This window comes from Stenotrophomonas sp. (genome assembly GCF_035634915.1).
In the GTDB taxonomy this organism is placed as follows: Bacteria; Pseudomonadota; Gammaproteobacteria; order Xanthomonadales; family Xanthomonadaceae; genus Stenotrophomonas.
Map to the genome: position 1 here is coordinate 15,607 of NZ_DASQCB010000021.1, position 14,379 is coordinate 29,985.

The window sequence follows — 14,379 nt, forward strand, 5'->3', positions numbered from 1 at the left end:
GTTCTGGCGTACACAAGCATTGCACTGCGGTTGTGACAGCCTTGCCGCACCTCGAGGAGACGAACCATGCCTGCGCAGTACCACATCAGCCTGCCCGACCCGTCCAAGGCCCGTGGCAACGACCCTGACCTGTCCTTCCATTCGCAGAGCGCCGGCGGTTTTGCCGAGGAGCTGCAGGACGCCCTGCGCAGCGGCACCCTGTTCGAGCGCTGGAAGGCCAAGCAGGCCGACCCGGACGCCGTGGAACCGCAGTGGGGCGTGACCGACCCGGACGCCACCGTGACCGGCGAACAGAAGGACCTGCGCATCAACCTGGTAGCCACCACCCGCATCGACAGCGACGTGTTCAAGCAGCGTCTGCGCCTGCTGGCCGGCCACCACTGGGAACTGCGCGACGTGCGCTGAGGCCATGTTCTGGTAGACGCCAACCTTGGTTGGCGCTTCTGCAAAGGGCTGCCAACCAAGGTCGGCCACTACCGAGCCGCCGGGCATGGCCCGGTGCTACCGGGCCACGCTCTGGTAGACGCCAACCTTGGTTGGCGCTTCTGCAAAGGGCTGCCAACCAAGGTTGGCAACTACCAAGCTGCCGGGCATGGCCCGGTGCTACCGTCACGATGCGTGGCGCCGCGTCATGCCCGGCGATTCCGTGTCGTTACCAGCCACCGCCCAGTGCGCGGTACAGCTCCACCCTCGCTATCGCGGCCGTGGCCTGGCTGTTGGCCAGCGCGGCCTGGTTGTCCAGCGCGATGCGCTGGGTGCTCAGCACATCCAGCATGTCCACCACGCCGGCCTGGTACTGGCGCCGTGCCGCGCCCAGGGCGGTCTCGCTCTGCGCCACCGCCACCTGCAGCTGCGTGGTGCGCTGTTGTTCCGCCGCGTAACCATCGATGGCATCGTCCACTTCATGCCAGGCCTGCAGCACCGTGCGCTGAAACTGCAGCGCGGACTGCTGCTGCTGCAACCGGCTCAGCGCCAGGTTGGCCTTCAGCCGCCCGCCCTGGAAGATCGGCAGGCTGATCGACGGGCCCACGCTGAAACGGTGCGCGTCCCAGCCGTCCAGGTCATCCAGCTGCTTGGCCTGGAAACCCGCATCGCCATTCAAGGTGATGCGCGGCAGGAAGCTGGCCTTGGCCACGCCGATGTTCGCGGTGGCCGCATGCAGCGCCGCTTCCGCGCGACGGATGTCCGGGCGGCGTTCGGCCAGTTCACTGGGCAGGCCCACGGCCACGTCGGGCAGTGCCGGCCAGTCGCTGCGCACGTCCTGCAGCTGAGCATCCAGCGCCTGCGGCGGCCTGGCCAGCAGGAAGGCCAGTGCATTGCGCAGCTGCGACTGCCGGTGCCGCAGTGGGGCGATGCGTGCCTGCAGCGCGGCCACCTGCGCCGCCGCGCTCGATACCTGCAGGGTGCTGGCCACGCCCTGTCGCTGGCGCGCTTCGGTCAGGCGCTGGACGTCGGCGGCAATACTGAGGTTGTCCTCGGTGATCGCGAGCAGCTGCGAGGTCGCGCGCAGCTGCAGGTAGGACCGCGCGGTTTCGGCCAGCAGTGCGATGCGCACCGCGTGCGCGTCTTCCTCGGCCATCTGCATGCGCGCGTCGGCAGCCTCCACCTGGCGGCGCACGCGGCCCCACAGATCCAGTTCCCAGCTCAGGCCGATGCCGGCCTGGAACAACCCGTAGTCCTCGCGCCCAGCATTGCCGGACGGATCGCTCAGGCCCACCTCGCTGTTGCGCGCACGCACGCCGCTGGCGCTGGCCGCCACCGCAGGCAGGCGATCGGCCGCGCTGACGCCGCGCGCCGCACGGCTCTGCTGCACACGGTTGGCCGCCAGCTGCAGGTCCAGGTTGGACTGCAGCACCTGCTGGGCCAGCTGCCCCAGCAGCGGATCATGGAAGTTGGCCCACCAGGCCGCGTCGTCGTCGATGGCCGTCGCGGCCACGGCCTCGCCCTGCCACTGCGCCGGCAGTTCGGCCTGTGGCCGCACGAAGTCCGGGCCCATCATGCAGCCCGCCACCGCCAGGCACAGCGCCGCACTGGCCAGCGTCTTCATCAGGCGGCGGCCGCTCATGCGCCCTCCCCGCCCTGCAGGTCCACACGCGCTTCCACCGACATGCCGGCACGCAATTGGTCTGCCAGCGGCTGGCCCGGTTCCAGCACGATCTTCACCGGGATGCGCTGCACTACCTTGGTGAAGTTGCCGGTGGCGTTTTCCGGCGCGACGGCGGCAAAGGTCACGCCGGTGGCCGGGGCAATGCTGTCGACGTGGCCACGCAGGCGCGTGCCGGGAAATACATCCACCGTCAGTTCCACCGGCTGCCCGGCGTGCATGCGGGTCATCTGCGTTTCCTGGAAATTGGCGACCACGAAGGCGCGCTGCAACGGCACCACGGCCGCCACGGCCATGCCCGGCGTGAGGTAGGCGCCCACGCGCACCGCACGGCGGCCGACCACACCGTCAATCGGCGCGCGCAGCTCGGTATGGGAAAGGTCCAGCTCCGCGCGTGCCTGTGCCGCTTCGGCGCGCTGCACCGCGGCCTGCGCCGACTGCACGCCGGCGGCGAGGATGTCGGTGCGCTGGCGCGCGGTGCTCAGCGCCGCCCGGCCCTGCTGCAGATGGGCGCTGGCCACGGCCTGCTTCGACTGCGCCTGCTGCGCGTTCTGCACGGTGCCGGCACCATCGCGGGCCAGTTCGCGGTAGCGCTGCTGGTCGGCGCTGGCCAGGGTCAGCTCGGAGCGGCTGACATCGACGCTGGCCCGGGCCTGCTCGATCAGCGAGCCCTGCTGGGCCAGCGCGGCCTGCGCATTGGCCAGCTGCGCGCGTGCATTGGCCAGATCGGCGCGCGCCGCCTGCAGTGCCACCTGGTAATCGCGGTCATCGATGCGGGCCAGCACGTCACCGGCCTTTACCTGCTGGTTGTCCTGCACCTCCACGCTGCTGACAAAGCCGGCCACCTTCGGTGCAACCACGGTGAAATCGGCATTGACGTAAGCGTTGTCGGTGCGCTGGTAGCGGCCATCGCGCAGCAGCAGCCAGCCACCGATGGCCAGGGCCAGCACGCCCAGCGCGAGGCCGGTATTGAGGGTTGTCTTGTTGAGGCTCATGGGGGAGTCCTTGCGGGTGAGGGTCAGGCCACGGCACGTGGCGGATGGACACGGGTAGCCCATGGCAGCAGCGGCAGGCAGCCCAGGGCCACCAGCGCAACCAGCCAGTACAGGTCGGCCGAAGTCAGCGCCTGCACCTGTGTGTGCAGGCGCGCGGGCAGATCGGCGCTGGGCGGCAACCACGGCTGGTTGCCGAGGTGGTCCACCAGCGCGGTGGAATGGAGATGGCGCCGTGACTGCCCGATCGCATCGAGTACGCCCCCGGCGAACACCGCCGAAAAACCTTTGACGGTGTTGAACCAGGCCGAGGCATAGGGTCCGTCCTGCGGTGCCAGGCCGGTGGTGGCCAGCAGCAGCAGCGGAAGCACCGCCATCGGCTGCGCCACTACCTGCAGCAGCTGCACCCACAGGAAGGTGTCGCGGTTCCACTGCACATCCAGCTGTGCGCCGATGAAGCACGCCAGCGCCAGCAGCAACAGCCCGGCCGCCAACACCCAGCGGCAATCCACGGCACGCTGGTTCATCAGCGCCGCCACCAGTGGCAGCGCGATGGCCTGCGGCAACGCCACCCACAACAGGATCGGCGCGGTCTGCAGCGGTCGGTAGCCCTGAACGCTGGCCAGGAATCCGGACGGAATGGAAATGACGGCCAGCAGCACGAACAGCACGCCCACGCAGCTGACCAGCGAATAGCTGAGGTTGCGATGGGCCAGCAGCTGCAGCTTGAAGAACGGCAGCGGGTGGAACCACTCATTGATGAAGAACAGCACCAGCAGGCCGCCGCCACCGCCCAGCAGCACCGTGACCAGCGGCGAATCGAACCAGTTCAGGCGTGCGCCCTGGGTCAGGCCCAGCACCAGCATCACCAGCGCGGGCAGCCCCAGCGCCAGGCCCACGCCGTTGAACTGGGCGAAGCGCTCCAGGCGCAGCGGGTCCTGCGGCAGGCCCCAGCCGACCATGGCCATGCCGGCCACGCAGAAAGGCACGATCTGCCAGAACGCAAACTGCCACCCCGCGTGCTCGACCCACAGCGCAGCCAGCGGCGTGCCCATGCTCGGCCCGAAGGTTGCGGTGAGCGCGTAGCCCGCCAGGCCATACAGCTTGATGCCCGGCGGCAGGAAGCGCAGCGCCACGCTCATCAGCAGCGGCGGCAGCGCACCACCGGCCAGGCCCTGCAGCGCGCGCAGCAGCAGGAAGGTCGGCAGGTTCGGTGCCAACGGGCACAGCACGCCCAGCAGCATGAAGGCGCCGATCATCACCAGGCCGAAGCGGCGCAGCGAAAAGGTGACTGCGCACCAGGGAGCGAAGGCCATCGCGCTGACCGACATCGCGCTGTAGATGCCGGTGATCCAGTTGCCGTCATCGACGCTGAACCCCATCGCGCCGCGGATGTCGGCCAGCGCCACCTTGGTGACGTTCTCGTTGAAGCCCGACAGCAGCACCACCAGCAGCACGCCGCACAGGCCGACCACGATGCGGTGGTCGAACGCGGGGGCAGCCGGGGCGGCCGGGGCCTGTGGCAGGGAGACCGCGCTCATCGGCGCTGGCCGATCCGTGCAGCGCACGGCAGGTGAAGCGGCATGGCGTGCGCTCCGTGAATGTGGGGAGCGCAGTCTAGGCAGGCCCACTGCTGCGAAAAATGGCGTGGGTGCGATGCCAGTCGTGCGCCAGACGCACGGGTGCACGTTGCGGGCAGGTGCCGACCGTTGGTCGGCACATCCTCAGATGCCGTCGAGCAAGCTCGACGCTACAACGCGTCGGCGTCGCACATGCTCTTGATCGCACGGCGCAGCCAGCGGTGCGCCGGATCGTTGTCCATGCGCGGGTGCCAGGCCTGCACCAGGGCCACCGTGCGTACCGGCACCGGCAGCGGGAACATGCGCAGCGGCAGCCCCATGTAGGCAATCCGATCAAGCATCACGCTGGGCATCTGCGGCAGTACCAGGTCCGAGGCAGCAGCGGCGAAGATCGCACCGTGGAAGGTCGGAATGACCATTGCCACCCGCCGCCGCAGGCCCAGCTGTGCCAGTTCGTCGTCGATCGGCCCATGCGCGATGCCGCGGCGCGAGACGGCGATGTGGTCGCAGGCAGCAAACCGTTCGGCGGTGATGTCCCCGTCGAACAGCGGATGATCCTCGCGCGCCGCACCCAGCAATGCCGTGGTGAACAGGTTCTGCACCTTGGTTTCCGGCGTGTGCTTGCCGGCGGTGCTGATGTACAGGTCGATCCGGCCCTGCACCATCGCATCGTCGTCGGTATCGCCTTCGGGCATGAAGCGCAGCGTGCAGCGCGGCGCCTGCTGGCGGAACACCTCACGCAGGCGCCCACCGTAGCTGCCGATGAACACGTCGTTGGCACGGATGCTGAAGGTGTGTTCCAGGGTCTGGATGTCCACCTCACGTCCATCGTTGAACACCCGGTGCGCCTGCTCGATCACGTCGCGCACCTGTTCGCGCAGCTCCAGCGCGCGCGGCGTCGGCGCCAGGCCGCGGCCGGCGCGTACCAGCACCGGGTCACCCAGCGCTTCACGGATCCGCCCCAGGGTACGGCTCATGGCCGGCGCGCTCAGGTTCATGCGCCGGGCCGCCCCGGCGACACTGCCTTCATCCAGCAGCACGTCCAGGGCCAGCAGCAGGTTGAGGTCGGGCAAGGGCATGGCAGTCTCCATCGAATGGAATGACTCTACGACACTCTCATCCAAAGCCGATTGCGTTCCGTGCATGTATTGCCTGCGCCACACGGCATGGGTGCGCGGCGCGGCATGGGCGACCATCACCGCCTGCCAAGGAGTTCCGCCCATGTTCACCACCCTGCTGGTCGCCCTTGACGGCGGCCCCCAGCACGACGCCGTACTGGACCTGGTCGCTCAGGTCGCCGGCCCACGCAGCCGCGTACACCTGCTGTGCGTCATTGATCCCGGGTTCGCCCTGTCCGCCGACGCCGGCGACGACGACCGCCGCGAATACCCGGCCGCCGCCCGCCAGCGCTCCAGGGCCGAAGGGCTGCTGCAGGACGCCGCTGCGCAGCTGCGCGAGCGCGGGGTGGATGCCTGCTCGCTGCTGCCGGCCGGTGATCCAGCCGAAGTCATCAGCGCCCAGGCCCGCGAACTGGACGCCGATCTGCTCGTGATCGGCCATCGCCACCTGTCGCGGCTGCAGCGCCTGCTCGACAGCTCGGTGGCGCAATGGACGCTGGACCACGCGCCGTGCCCGGTGCTGGTGGAGACGCGCGGCGGTTGAACGGCCCCGAGGGCCTGCCAACCAGGGCTGGCAACGACCAGCGCCTGCCCGCCCTGATAGATGCCAACCTTGGTTGGCGCTTCTGCAAAGGCCTGCCAACGAGGGTTGGCAACGACCCGTTCGGTGTCCGCCTCAACAGTCGATCACGCCTTCCTCGCCGCTCTCATCGTCCAGCACGCGGGCGTGCAGGGTCACTTGGTTGCGGCCGGCACGCTTGGCGGCATACAGCCCGGCATCGGCGTCGGCCAGCAGCTGGTCGGCGCTGGCCGTGGCTGGCGGGTGCAGGTAAGCCACGCCGATGCTGATGCTGACCGGGCCCTCGGGCAGGCGCAGCGCTTCCACTGCCAGACGCAGCCGCTCGGCCAGCGCCAGCACGCCCGACAGCGCGCTGCCCGGCACGATCACCGCGAATTCTTCCCCACCGTAGCGCGCCACGCTGTCGGCCGCGCGCCCGGCGGTGGCCTGCAGTACCGCTGCCACTGCACGCAGGCAGCGGTCGCCGGCCGGATGGCCATGCTGGTCGTTGAACGCCTTGAAATGATCGATGTCCACCAGCAACAGCGCCAGCTCGGTACCGCTGCGGCGGGCACGGTTCCACTCGGCCTGCAGCAGCGTGTCGAACTGCCGCCGGTTGGCAACCCCGGTGAGGCCGTCCTGGCGGGCCAGCTGGTCCAGCGCTGCCTGGCGTTCCAGCAGGTCGATCTGCAGCAGGGTGCTGCGCAGGCTGAACCCCAACGTAGCCACCACGAACCCGGCCAGCGCCAGCGGCCGCGCATGGTCCACCACCAGTGTCCCGACCACCAGCAGCAGCAGCGGCAGGATGATCGGCCCGCCGGCCTGCACCAGCCGCGACAGCCTCGGGTGCAGCACGACGCCCGGTGCCGGTGCCTGGCGCAGGGCCAGCAATGCCATCAGCAGGAACGGCAGGTCGATCAACAGGTCGTTGTAGGCGCCGAAGGACTGCTCGGCCGTGTAGTGGTTGATGTAGAACGCCACCAGCAGATAGCCCAGCGCATACAGCGCCAGCGCGCGGAAGAACACGCGCCGCTCCGGCACATCGCCGGCCAGCCAGCGCACCACGGCGAACGCGGCAATGCACAGATTCTGGATGTCGAACATGTGCTGCATGTTGGCCATCGCCCGTGCATCGATGTCGATGCGGTCGGCGAAGGACTGGGTGTGCACGAAGAACAGCACGCCCAGCAGGGCCGCCATCACGCCATCGATGAGGCTGATGGTCCAGCGCTCGCGGCGCGCGCGGGCCAGGATGAACACCAGCGGCACGCCATACAGCACATACAGCAGCAGGCTGACGCTGGGGGTGATGTTGGCCCGCCCGGCGGTGAGCGCATCCACCATGTTGAAGCCCATGCCCCCTGCCCACAGCAGCAGGGCCAGTGCGGTGGCCCGCCAGCCCAGCGCGGCCCGGTCGCGCTGGGCACGCCACAGGCAGGCGGCCGCTGCGATGAGCGGTGCGGCAGTCAGGAATGCGAACGAGCCGCCACCGGCCGTCCCCGGCCACACCGCCACGACCAGCCCGTGGCAGACCACGTACAGCAGCGCCAGCACTACCGGCATGCACTACCCCCATCCGCAAGGCCGTATGCGCGCACCATAGCGCAGCCTGCGGCCCATGCGGCGTGATCCACGGCAGAAACCGCAGAAAACGCGGGATGGGGGAGCTGCGAGGCAGGCGCGGCCTGAAGATGCGAGAATCCCTTCCCCGCCCAGACAGATGCAGCGGCGCCTGCCGCCTCCCCCGAGATTCCGTGAAAACCCCCGAAGGACTGCGCGCGCTGATCGATGACGGCGTGATCGACGAAGTGCTGCGCCCGCTCAAGAGCGGCAAGGAAGCGGCTGTGTACGTGGTGCGCAGCGGCAACGACGTGCGCTGCGCCAAGGTCTACAAGGACATGGCCCAGCGCAGTTTCCAGCAGCGCGTGCAGTACCAGGAGGGCCGCAAGGTGCGTGGCAGCCGCGAAGCACGTGCCATCGGCAAGTCCAGCAAGTACGGCCGCAAGCAGCAGGAAACGGCCTGGAAGAACACCGAGGTGGACGCGCTGTACCAGCTGCGCGACGCCGGTGTGCGCGTGCCCGAGCCGCATGGCTACTACCACGGCGTGCTGCTGATGGAACTGGTGACCGATGCCGAGGGTTTTTCCGCCGCCCGGCTGGGCGAAGTGGAGCTGGAGGCCGACCAGGCCCGCGCGTTCCACCAGACCCTGGTGCGCCAGGTGGTACGCATGCTGTGCTGCGGCCTGATCCATGGCGATCTTTCGCCGTACAACGTGCTGGTGGGGCCCGATGGCCCGGTGGTGATCGATTTCCCCCAGGTGGTCAGTGCAGGCGGCAACAACGCCGCCCGCAGCATGCTGCTGCGGGATGTCAACAACCTCACCGCCTACCTGGGCCGTTTCGCACCCGAGCTGCTGGACACCTGGTATGGCGAGGAAATGTGGGCGCTGTTCGAGGCTGGCAACCTGCTGCCGGACAGCGAACTCACCGGCACCTTCGTGCACGATGAATCCACCGTCGACCTGGACAGCGTGCGCCACGCCATCAACGATGCGCGCGAAGAAGCGCTTATCCGCCAGCAGGGCCGCGAAGCGGCGGAAGAAGACGATCGGTAGAGTCGAGCTTGCTCGACTCTACAAACGCCGGGTCAGGCTTTCAGCGCGCGGGCGTGATGGGCGATGTGCTCGCCGATGAAGCTGGCGATGAAGTAATAGCTGTGGTCATACCCCGGCTGCAGCCGCAGGGCCAGCGGGTGGCCGACGGCCTCGCAGGCCTGCTGCAGACGTTCGGGCTGCAGCTGGTTCTGCAGGAACTCATCGGCATCGCCCTGGTCGACCAGCAGCGGCAGGCGCTCGCTGGCGGTGGCCACCAGCGCGGTGGCATCCCACTGCGCCCACTCGGCCGGGTTGTCGCCCAGGTAGGCAGTGAACGCCTTCTGGCCCCACGGCACCTGGCTCGGCGCCACGATCGGCGAGAACGCCGACACGCTGCGGTAGCGGCCCGGGTTGCGCAGCGCCAGCACCAGCGCGCCGTGCCCACCCATCGAATGGCCACTGATCGCGCGCGCATCGCTGGCCGGAAACTCCGCTTCGATCAGCGCCGGCAGTTCGTGCACCACGTAGTCGTGCATGCGGTAATGCTTCGCCCACGGCTGTTCGGTGGCGTTGAGGTAGAACCCCGCGCCCTTGCCCAGGTCGTAGCCTTCGGCGTCGGCCACGTCATCGCCGCGCGGGCTGGTGTCCGGCGCCACCAGGATCACCCCATGTTCGGCCGCGTAGCGCTGCGCGCCGGCCTTGGTGATGACGTTCTGCTCGGTGCAGGTCAGGCCACTCAGCCAGTACAGCACCGGCAGCGTCTGCGTGGCCGCCTGCGGCGGCAGGTACACGGCGAACTGCATGTCGCAGCCCAGCGTGGTCGAATGATGACGATAGACGTCCTGCCAGCCGCCGAAACAGGCGCGGTGTTCGATGCGTTCCATGGAGTGCTCCCAGCGGCGGCAGGCACGCGGCCTGCCGCCTGGCGTGATTCAGTAGTGGACGACCGAGCGGATCGACTTGCCTTCATGCATCAGGTCGAAGGCTTCGTTGATCTTGTCCAGGTCCATGGTGTGGGTGACGAACGGGGCCAGCTCGATATCGCCCTTCATCGCGTCTTCCACCATGCCCGGCAGCTGGCTGCGGCCCTTCACGCCGCCAAAGGCCGTGCCCATCCACTTGCGGCCGGTGACCAGCTGGAACGGACGGGTGGAGATTTCCTGGCCGGCACCGGCCACGCCGATCACCACGCTCTGGCCCCAGCCACGGTGCGCGCATTCCAGCGCCGCACGCATCACGCTGGTGTTGCCGATGCACTCGAAGCTGTGGTCCACGCCCCAGGTGGTCATTTCAACGATGACCTGCTGGATCGGCGTGTCGAAGTCCTTCGGGTTGATGCAGTCGGTGGCACCGAATTCGCGGGCCAGCTCGAACTTGGACGGGTTGGTGTCCACCGCGATGATGCGGCCGGCCTTGGCCTGGCGCGCACCCTGGATGACCGCCAGGCCGATGCCGCCCAGGCCGAACACGGCCACGCTGTCGCCTTCCTGCACCTTGGCGGTGTTGTGCACCGCGCCGATGCCGGTGGTGACGCCGCAGCCGAGCAGGCAGACGTGTTCCGGGTTCGCTTCCGGATTGATCTTGGCCAACGAGACTTCAGCCACCACGGTGTATTCGCTGAAGGTCGAGCAGCCCATGTAGTGGTAGATCGGCTCGCCGTTGTAGCTGAAGCGGCTGGTGCCGTCGGGCATCACGCCCTTGCCCTGGGTGGCACGCACCGACACGCACAGGTTGGTCTTGCCGCTCTTGCAGAACAGGCATTCGCCGCACTCGGCGGTGTACAGCGGAATCACGTGGTCGCCCGGCTTGACGCTGGTCACGCCCTCGCCCACTTCCACCACGATGCCGGCGCCTTCATGGCCCAGCACCACCGGGAACAGGCCTTCCGGATCATCGCCGGACAGGGTGAACGCATCGGTGTGGCAGACACCGGTGTGGGTGATCTTGACGAGCACTTCGCCGGCCTTCGGCGGGGCGACGTCGATCTCGACGATCTGCAGCGGCTGGCCGGGACCAAAGGCGACGGCGGCACGGGATTTCATGGCGGACTCTCCAAAGACAGGCAGTAACAGGATGGGCGGCGCTATGGTGCGCCGTTGTTTATTTCAGGTACGAGCGGATCAGCCCGCTCATCTCGCGCACGCGTTCGGCGCGTTGTTCATCTGAGGTGGCTGGCTGGCCGAATTCCTCGCGCAGGTGGGCTTCCATCACCTCGGACATCAGCCCGTTGACCGCGCCACGGATGGCCGCGATCTGCTGCAGCACCGGCCCGCAGTCGGCGCCGGCCTCCAGCGCGCGGTCCAGCGCATCGCACTGGCCGCGGATGCGACGCACGCGGGCCAGGACCTTCTTCTTCTCTTCGGGGGAATGCGGCATGGCGGGCCACCTGCGGAACTATACTGGGGGATAGTATACACAGGCGACGCCGGGGCTCAATCCGCGGGGCGATCCAGGGCGTTCAGTCGAACGCGCCCGTAGCGGCCAGCCGGGTCAGTTCATCCACCACGAAGCGCACTTTCGGCCGCAGGTGGCGGGTCGGCGGCCACAGCGCGTGGATCTCGATGTGCCGCTGCATGCACTCGTCCAGCACCGATTGCAGCGCGCCGGACTGCAGGTGCCGACGGACCAGCGAGACCGGCATCTGGCAGATGCCGAGCCCGGCGATGGCACCGTCGATCACCGCATCACCATCGTTGAGCTGGTGGGTGGCCTGCGGAATGAAGGTACCGCCCTCGCCGTCCGCGCCGATCCGCCATGCCATCGGCTGACCGTGGCGGTAGCCGACGATGCTGCGGTGCTGGCGTAGCTCGTCCACGCTGCCTGGCACGCCGTGCGCCTGCAGGTAGGACGGCGCGGCACAGGTGACCAGGCGCTGGCTGCCCAGCCGGCGCGCCACCAGGTGCTCGGCCTGCTGCAGTCCACCGAAGCGGATCAGCAGGTCGATGCCTTCCTCGATCGGGTCGACGAAGTGATCGGTGAAGGTCACGGTCAGCTGCAGGTCGGGGTACTGCTGGCAGAGCTTCAGCAGCACCGGCATCACCACCAGGCGGCCGAAAGACGAGGGCATGTCGATGCGCAGGCGTCCGCTGGGCAGGTGCGCCGCCGAGCCCAGGCAGGCTTCGGCGGCGGAGATCTCCTCCAGCGCGGCCGCACACGAGGCGTAGTAGGCCTCGCCGTCGGTGGTCAGCGCGATGCGCCGGGTGGTGCGGTGGAACAGGCGCACGCCCAGCCGCGCCTCCAGCCGGGCGATGGCCTTGCCCACCGCCGAGCGCGAGATGCCCAGCGCTTCGGCCGCCTCGGTGAAGGTGCCGGCGCGCGCCGTGGTGACGAAGGTCACCAGGCCGTTCAAGGATTCCACGGGCAGCATCTGCAGCCTCCATTGGGGACACGATGTCCCGCCAAGAGGGAAATCGAAGCTCTTTATGCGCCTCGATGTCAACTCCATCCTGTGTGCATGGCGCCACGGGCGCCCTCCCCCACACCGAGATGACCGAGATGACCGACCTGCTGTTCCGCCCCTTCGATCTGGCGGGAACCCCGCTGCACAACCGCATTGCCATGGCGCCGATGACCCGTGCCCGCAATCCGGGCGCCGTGGCCAACGAATTGACCGCGCAGTACTACCGGCAGCGCGCCAGCGCCGGCCTGATCATCAGCGAAGGCACGCCGGTCTCGCCACAGGGCCAGGGCTACATCGACGTGCCGGGCATCTGGTCGGCCGAACAGGTGGCGGGCTGGAACCAGGTGACTGACGCTGTACACAGCGCGCAGGGCACGATCTTCGCCCAGCTGTGGCATGTCGGCCGCATGTCGCACAGCTCGCTGCAGCCCGACGGCGGCCAGCCGGTCAGCGCCAGTACGCGTGCCGTGGGCAGCGACCCGCGCAACTTCGCCTTCGTGTACCTGGATGACGGCAGCCGCGGCCGCGTCGATCCGACCCCGCCGCGCGCCCTGCGCAGCGATGAAGTACCGGGCATCGTCAGCGACTTCGTGCGGGGCGCGGAAAATGCCATCGCCGCCGGCTTCGACGGCATCGAACTGCACGCCGCCAACGGCTATCTGTTCGAGCAGTTCCTCAACCCGCTCACCAACGACCGGCAGGATCTCTACGGCGGCTCGCTGCGCAATCGCGCACGGCTGATCCTGGACACCGTCGATGCACTGGCCGCCAGCATCGGCGCGCACCGCGTCGGCGTGCGCCTGGCACCGAACAGCCAGGTCTTCGACATGCCGGCCTATGCCGAGAACGAAGCCAGCTATCTGTACCTGGCCGAAGAACTGGGCAAGCGCGGGCTGGCCTATGTGCATCTGAATGACAACTACCTGCACGGCGAGCGCGCCATCGGCGAAGACTTCCTGAAGGCGTTCAAGCAGGCCTACGGCGGCACCGTGCTGCTGGCCGGCGGCATGACCCGCGAGTACGCCCTGCGCCTGATCGACGAAGGCACGATCGACATCGCGGCCTTCGGCCAGCCGTTCATCGCCAACCCGGATCTGGTCGAGCGCCTGCAGCAGGACATCGCACTGGCCGCGCCGGATCGGGATACCTACTACGGTGGTGGCCGCGAGGGCTATCTGGATTACCCGGCGGCGAGCTGATCGGGCATGGGGTCGGATCCGTTTCCAACGGAAAGGGATCTGACCCCTGCTGCACGCGGCGCAAGGCCGGCAAACCCATCAACGCGACAGGTAGACCTCGGCATTGAAACTCTGCAGGAAGTCGATGGCCTGGGCTTCCGTCATCCCCTTGGACTTCGTCTCCTTCAGCGCGCTGCGGAATTCGGGCGTCCCCCTGAACGCCTGGAACGCCTTGCTCTTGTAGGCCTCGAACGCGGCTTCGTCCATGGAAAGGTGCTCCAGCACCTTGCCGTCCTTCACCCGGACCAGCTGGTAGTGGTCGTAGCTGGAGCCATAGCCCATGTGCACGTAGCGGGTCAGCTCGCCATCCGGGATGATCAGCATGCCGGTGTACCAGTCGGCCACCACCCGCGCCTGTCCAGGGAACAGCTCCGCCTTGATGCTGCGTTTGCGCGGCTTGTACACCCCGTCATCCACGTTGCCCGGCAGATCGATGGTGGCATCGACCAGCACGAGCGCGTCGCCATCGATCCGCCAGCGGGCCACGTAGCCACGCCAGTTCGCGGTGGACTGTTCGGCGTCGTCCGGCGGGCTCCAGCCCCTCGCCTGCAGCTGGGCGCTGAGTGGATTGGTGTTCAACGTCAGCTGCTTGCCGTCGATCTCGATGGTGTCCGGAATCTGCGCGGTGGCGCCCGCCAGCGCCGGCAGGGTCGACAACAGCAGGCACAGCGTCCAGCGCGTGAGAGTAGACATGCGACATCCTTGGCCAGTCAGGGAGAACACCGTACCGCGGTGATGACGCCTGCCGCAGCATCCATCCAGCTCCAGCATCAGGCACATCGACGCTGGCGCGC

At 68.3% G+C, this 14,379-nt stretch carries 14 protein-coding genes; 4 read left to right on the forward strand and 10 right to left on the reverse strand.

Going from position 1 to position 14,379, the window contains the following annotated elements; all coding sequences use genetic code 11:
* Positions 1–66: 66 nt before the first annotated feature.
* Positions 67–405, forward strand: coding sequence for a hypothetical protein (locus VER16_RS16260; protein ID WP_324809724.1), 339 nt, complete (start codon positions 67–69; stop codon positions 403–405).
* A gap of 247 nt (positions 406–652) precedes the next feature.
* Here the strand turns inward: VER16_RS16260 and VER16_RS16265 are convergent, their stop codons facing one another.
* From VER16_RS16265 to VER16_RS16280, 4 genes are all read right to left on the reverse strand, one after another.
* The gene (locus VER16_RS16265) at positions 653–2,065 is read right to left on the reverse strand and encodes an efflux transporter outer membrane subunit (protein WP_324809725.1); all 1,413 of its coding nucleotides are present in this window, start codon (positions 2,063–2,065) and stop codon (positions 653–655) included.
* Entirely contained in the window at positions 2,062–3,099 is a 1,038-nt protein-coding gene (locus VER16_RS16270) for an HlyD family secretion protein (RefSeq protein ID WP_324809726.1), read from the reverse strand. The genes VER16_RS16265 and VER16_RS16270 overlap by 4 nt, the downstream gene beginning before the upstream one ends.
* A gap of 23 nt (positions 3,100–3,122) precedes the next feature.
* Positions 3,123–4,637: an MFS transporter gene (locus VER16_RS16275; RefSeq protein WP_324809727.1), complete on the reverse strand. Its 1,515-nt coding sequence runs from the start codon at positions 4,635–4,637 to the stop codon at positions 3,123–3,125.
* 209 nt (positions 4,638–4,846) lie between these two features.
* Positions 4,847–5,755, reverse strand: a complete 909-nt coding sequence (locus tag VER16_RS16280) for a LysR family transcriptional regulator (RefSeq protein WP_324809728.1) — start codon at positions 5,753–5,755, stop codon at positions 4,847–4,849.
* A gap of 142 nt (positions 5,756–5,897) precedes the next feature.
* Between VER16_RS16280 and VER16_RS16285 the strand changes: the two genes are divergently transcribed.
* Positions 5,898–6,338: a universal stress protein gene (locus VER16_RS16285; protein ID WP_324809729.1), complete on the forward strand. Its 441-nt coding sequence runs from the start codon at positions 5,898–5,900 to the stop codon at positions 6,336–6,338.
* Positions 6,339–6,470: 132 nt separating this feature from the next.
* Here the strand turns inward: VER16_RS16285 and VER16_RS16290 are convergent, their stop codons facing one another.
* Complete coding sequence (locus VER16_RS16290) at positions 6,471–7,916, reverse strand: GGDEF domain-containing protein (RefSeq protein ID WP_324809730.1); 1,446 nt, start codon at positions 7,914–7,916, stop codon at positions 6,471–6,473.
* A gap of 191 nt (positions 7,917–8,107) precedes the next feature.
* Here VER16_RS16290 and VER16_RS16295 point away from each other — a divergent pair, with 191 nt between their 5' ends.
* The gene (locus tag VER16_RS16295) at positions 8,108–8,968 is read left to right on the forward strand and encodes a PA4780 family RIO1-like protein kinase (RefSeq protein ID WP_324809731.1); all 861 of its coding nucleotides are present in this window, start codon (positions 8,108–8,110) and stop codon (positions 8,966–8,968) included.
* A 32-nt stretch (positions 8,969–9,000) separates the two neighbouring features.
* On the opposite strand, the gene fghA is transcribed toward VER16_RS16295, so the two are convergent.
* The 4 genes from fghA to VER16_RS16315 all read right to left on the reverse strand — a co-directional run bounded on the left by fghA (position 9,001) and on the right by VER16_RS16315 (position 12,314).
* Complete coding sequence (gene fghA, locus VER16_RS16300; protein WP_324809732.1) at positions 9,001–9,831, reverse strand: S-formylglutathione hydrolase; 831 nt, start codon at positions 9,829–9,831, stop codon at positions 9,001–9,003.
* A gap of 48 nt (positions 9,832–9,879) precedes the next feature.
* Positions 9,880–10,989: an S-(hydroxymethyl)glutathione dehydrogenase/class III alcohol dehydrogenase gene (locus VER16_RS16305; protein WP_324809733.1), complete on the reverse strand. Its 1,110-nt coding sequence runs from the start codon at positions 10,987–10,989 to the stop codon at positions 9,880–9,882.
* 58 nt (positions 10,990–11,047) lie between these two features.
* Positions 11,048–11,323, reverse strand: coding sequence for a metal/formaldehyde-sensitive transcriptional repressor (locus VER16_RS16310; protein WP_079223297.1), 276 nt, complete (start codon positions 11,321–11,323; stop codon positions 11,048–11,050).
* Positions 11,324–11,405: 82 nt separating this feature from the next.
* Positions 11,406–12,314, reverse strand: coding sequence for a LysR family transcriptional regulator (locus VER16_RS16315; protein ID WP_324809734.1), 909 nt, complete (start codon positions 12,312–12,314; stop codon positions 11,406–11,408).
* A 128-nt stretch (positions 12,315–12,442) separates the two neighbouring features.
* On the opposite strand from VER16_RS16315, the gene VER16_RS16320 reads away from it, so the two are divergent.
* On the forward strand, positions 12,443–13,546 hold the full coding sequence (locus VER16_RS16320) for an alkene reductase (protein ID WP_324809735.1): 1,104 nt from the start codon (positions 12,443–12,445) through the stop codon (positions 13,544–13,546).
* Between the two features lie 78 nt (positions 13,547–13,624).
* Here VER16_RS16320 and VER16_RS16325 read toward each other — a convergent pair whose 3' ends face one another.
* Positions 13,625–14,278: a hypothetical protein gene (locus tag VER16_RS16325; RefSeq protein WP_324809736.1), complete on the reverse strand. Its 654-nt coding sequence runs from the start codon at positions 14,276–14,278 to the stop codon at positions 13,625–13,627.
* Positions 14,279–14,379 lie beyond the last annotated feature (101 nt).

Coding starts and splice junctions, on each gene's coding strand:
- VER16_RS16260 (WP_324809724.1), top strand. CDS start 67: ATGCCTGCGCAGTACCACATCAGCCTGCCCGACCCGTCCAAGGCCCGT.
- VER16_RS16265 (WP_324809725.1), bottom strand. CDS start 2,065: ATGAGCGGCCGCCGCCTGATGAAGACGCTGGCCAGTGCGGCGCTGTGC.
- VER16_RS16270 (WP_324809726.1), bottom strand. CDS start 3,099: ATGAGCCTCAACAAGACAACCCTCAATACCGGCCTCGCGCTGGGCGTG.
- VER16_RS16275 (WP_324809727.1), bottom strand. CDS start 4,637: ATGAGCGCGGTCTCCCTGCCACAGGCCCCGGCCGCCCCGGCTGCCCCC.
- VER16_RS16280 (WP_324809728.1), bottom strand. CDS start 5,755: ATGCCCTTGCCCGACCTCAACCTGCTGCTGGCCCTGGACGTGCTGCTG.
- VER16_RS16285 (WP_324809729.1), top strand. CDS start 5,898: ATGTTCACCACCCTGCTGGTCGCCCTTGACGGCGGCCCCCAGCACGAC.
- VER16_RS16290 (WP_324809730.1), bottom strand. CDS start 7,916: ATGCCGGTAGTGCTGGCGCTGCTGTACGTGGTCTGCCACGGGCTGGTC.
- fghA (WP_324809732.1), bottom strand. CDS start 9,831: ATGGAACGCATCGAACACCGCGCCTGTTTCGGCGGCTGGCAGGACGTC.
- VER16_RS16305 (WP_324809733.1), bottom strand. CDS start 10,989: ATGAAATCCCGTGCCGCCGTCGCCTTTGGTCCCGGCCAGCCGCTGCAG.
- VER16_RS16310 (WP_079223297.1), bottom strand. CDS start 11,323: ATGCCGCATTCCCCCGAAGAGAAGAAGAAGGTCCTGGCCCGCGTGCGT.
- VER16_RS16315 (WP_324809734.1), bottom strand. CDS start 12,314: ATGCTGCCCGTGGAATCCTTGAACGGCCTGGTGACCTTCGTCACCACG.
- VER16_RS16320 (WP_324809735.1), top strand. CDS start 12,443: ATGACCGACCTGCTGTTCCGCCCCTTCGATCTGGCGGGAACCCCGCTG.
- VER16_RS16325 (WP_324809736.1), bottom strand. CDS start 14,278: ATGTCTACTCTCACGCGCTGGACGCTGTGCCTGCTGTTGTCGACCCTG.